Annotated in this window: 3 protein-coding genes; all 3 read left to right on the forward strand. The window is 43.0% G+C overall.

The window, feature by feature from the left end; genetic code table 11:
• The first annotated feature begins 397 nt into the window (after positions 1-397).
• The 3 genes from B2X33_RS01605 to B2X33_RS01615 all read left to right on the forward strand — a co-directional run bounded on the left by B2X33_RS01605 (position 398) and on the right by B2X33_RS01615 (position 2,570).
• A complete protein-coding gene (locus B2X33_RS01605; protein ID WP_296667106.1) occupies positions 398-964 on the forward strand; it encodes a hypothetical protein in 567 nt (188 codons plus the stop codon).
• 12 nt (positions 965-976) lie between these two features.
• Positions 977-1,963 carry a GTP 3',8-cyclase MoaA family protein gene (locus tag B2X33_RS01610; RefSeq protein WP_296667109.1) on the forward strand — a complete coding sequence of 329 codons (987 nt, stop codon included), beginning with the start codon at positions 977-979 and terminating at the stop codon, positions 1,961-1,963.
• Between the two features lie 412 nt (positions 1,964-2,375).
• The gene (locus B2X33_RS01615; RefSeq protein ID WP_296667111.1) at positions 2,376-2,570 is read left to right on the forward strand and encodes a plasmid mobilization protein; all 195 of its coding nucleotides are present in this window, start codon (positions 2,376-2,378) and stop codon (positions 2,568-2,570) included.
• Positions 2,571-2,781 lie beyond the last annotated feature (211 nt).

A 2,781-nucleotide genomic window follows, 5' to 3' on the forward strand; every position in this document is an offset into this window, starting at 1 on the left:
TACCTCGTCCATTTTATGCCTCTTTATTTTATAAATCTTAAAACAATATCAAGAATTTGAAGAACTAAAATTGCTACCATTATTTTTTCTATTCTGCTCATTATTGACACTCCTGTATAATTTGACTATTTTAAAACCGCCCATAGATACTGCTAATATCTATGAACGGCGGAAAACTAAGCGTCTAACTTAGAAAAACTGGTCAAGAATGAACCTTAGAAGTTCCAGCAGAAAAGCCAGCATGGCGATTATTTCTGCTCTTGACCATTTTTTTTTCTTTTTTTGCTTCACATTCTTATTACCTCCTGATATTTATAATATAATGCGTTTTGATTATTATGTTAATACTTTTCAAGTAAAACTTTATAAAAAAATTAAAAAGAATGACTATATCTGCATGATAAGCATAAACGGCAAAACGCCACGGCTTGTAAATATAAACGGCTCTGTTCCTGCCGTTGTCAAAATCAACGGCCAGACTGTATGGGAGGACGCGTTCTCCATAGACTTCAAGGCGAACCTTTACTGGAGCTCAACGCTCCACAGCAGCGGGTGCTCCGACTGGTGGGTAGAGGACATACGGCTCTCGGGCTTTGCAGTCACCGCAAGGCACTATTTTGAGCGCCTGTATCTGGATTCGATAAAACTTCGTTCTTTCTATTATGACAGCAAAGGAAATATTCAAGATGAATATGAAGAGAGCCTTGAATACTCAGACCACGAGCTTAAGTCCGGGCAGACTTATAATATTGACCAGTTCTTCTATTTCGGCGAGACCGACATTAATGTCAGCGTTGATTTTTATTTTCACGCGGCGGGAAAGCATAAAATAAAAAAAACAGTCAGCGTCTCCGCCGATACAGACGGCATGGACAGGGAGAGCGACCCTGTCCTGCATACGGTGTATTCAGACAAGATAAGCGCATTCACTGAATGGGAGATAGCCACCATAAACGCAAAATAGGAGACATAAAAAATGATAGAGGCGATTGAGAACCTGGACGAATTCAAGGGCGTCATAAAGTGGCGCGTAACGCACAACTGCAATTTTTCCTGCTCATACTGCATCCAGAGGTACTGCCAGGACCAGCCGGACATCTGGGGAACATTGGAGGAGGACGAAAAAAGGAGCATCGCGGCAGCCCCGGACATCTCGCGGATTATGGACGAGATGAAGGCAGATAAAATCAAGCTCGACCTTGTAGGCGGAGAAGTCACGCTTTTCGACCTTGAGAATCTTCTTTCAAAGATAGCATCGCAAAAGCTGAAAAAAGTATACATAGTGACAAACTTTCACCGTCCGAAGGAATATTTTGAGAGCCTTGCGGAATACCTGAAAACAAGAAGCTGCGCGCTTGAGGTCTGCGCCTCCTGGCACAGCGAGTGCATCGACTTTGAAACTTACTCCTCAAAAATCCTCAGCCTGAAGGACACCGAAAACCTTACGATAAAATGCGAGAAAGTGAACACAGGCGACAATCCGGATGAAATCGGGAAGATAAAGGAATTCTGCGAGGCGAACAATATAAGCTACCTGATAGACATTGCGACAGATTTTTCAGCAAAGGCGGTGAACAGAAGAATACGCGGAGAATTGAAGACGAGCTTCAAGAAGCCTCATCCGCGCTTTATGCTTTACAAGGACGACGGAACGCAGGAGGAGTGCTGGAGCCAGAACGCGCTGATCACAGGGCAGGTGGCGGGAACAGAAAGCCAGATTACACAGCTGAAAGAGGGCTTTATGACAAAAGGCTGGTACTGCTCGCGGGACATAGACTATGTGTACGTTATGATTGACTATCACCACGGAATAGCCGGCGGAAAATGCAGGCAGAAAGAGCCGCTGGCGGATTTCCACATACAGGCAGAGCCCCACCAGTGCGAGTTCGCGTCGTGCAACTTCTGCGGAAAGATGAGCGTGGCGAAAGAAAAGGACAGGCTTATGGAGTTTTTGGAAAAATAAAAGCATTTATCAAAAATGAGTTGACAAGTAAACATATTTATAGTGTTATAAAAGCATCAAGTGAAACTTCCCGATAAGGAGCGTGAAAAGCGGGATGCTGAAAAAAGAAAAGCTGCTAAATGCCTTAGCAAAACTGATTACAGCAGTCGCAATGCTAATATCGGCAATAGCAGCACTCATCAACGCGCTTAAATAGCGCAAGGCTTGGCGGATAGACACCGCCCGCCTTTATTTAGTCTAAGTTTTTTTTATATCAAAGTCAATAATTTTTAAAGGAGGCAACGTATGTATTTTCTTGTAATCGGGTTTTTGGTTATTCTGGCAAATCTTTCGCTGATATTTTTTAAAAATGTCTTTCTGGCGGTTTTTTTAATCTTGCTTGCAGGCGCTGTTTTTTTCAGGAGAGGCAAAAATGGAAAATGAGGCAAAAGCCCGCGCTCCGCGCTCACGGGAGCGGGGAATGGGAAAAAACAACAAGGGCACAACACGCATGCTTTTTCAGGTAAGCTGCCAGCCGGAGGAGCGCGGGCGGATAAAGGAGCTTGCGGAAAAAGCCGGCAAGACAACAAGCAAATTCCTGGTGGATTTGGCGCTCGGAAGAAGCTGAAGACCACAAAAAAAATGTCACACTGACCCTCCGCTTTTTTTTTATTTAGCTTTTAAGTGTGACATAAAAGTGTGACATTTTATGTTACAAATTCATGTCACACTTGGCGGTTAAAAAAAATTGATTTAACGGCTTGTTTTTACTAATTTTATATGCTATAAAGAATTAACGTTTATGTTATGCGCATTTTTGTAGCTCAGTTGGATTAGAG

Origin of the sequence: Treponema sp. UBA785 (assembly GCF_002297065.1) — a bacterium.
In the GTDB taxonomy this organism is placed as follows: domain Bacteria; phylum Spirochaetota; class Spirochaetia; order Treponematales; family Treponemataceae; genus Treponema_D.

Excerpts from the sequence above, each read along its gene's own strand:
- B2X33_RS01615 (WP_296667111.1), top strand. The coding sequence starts at position 2,376 with ATGGAAAATGAGGCAAAAGCCCGCGCTCCGCGCTCACGGGAGCGGGGA.
- B2X33_RS01610 (WP_296667109.1), top strand. The coding sequence starts at position 977 with ATGATAGAGGCGATTGAGAACCTGGACGAATTCAAGGGCGTCATAAAG.
- B2X33_RS01605 (WP_296667106.1), top strand. The coding sequence starts at position 398 with ATGATAAGCATAAACGGCAAAACGCCACGGCTTGTAAATATAAACGGC.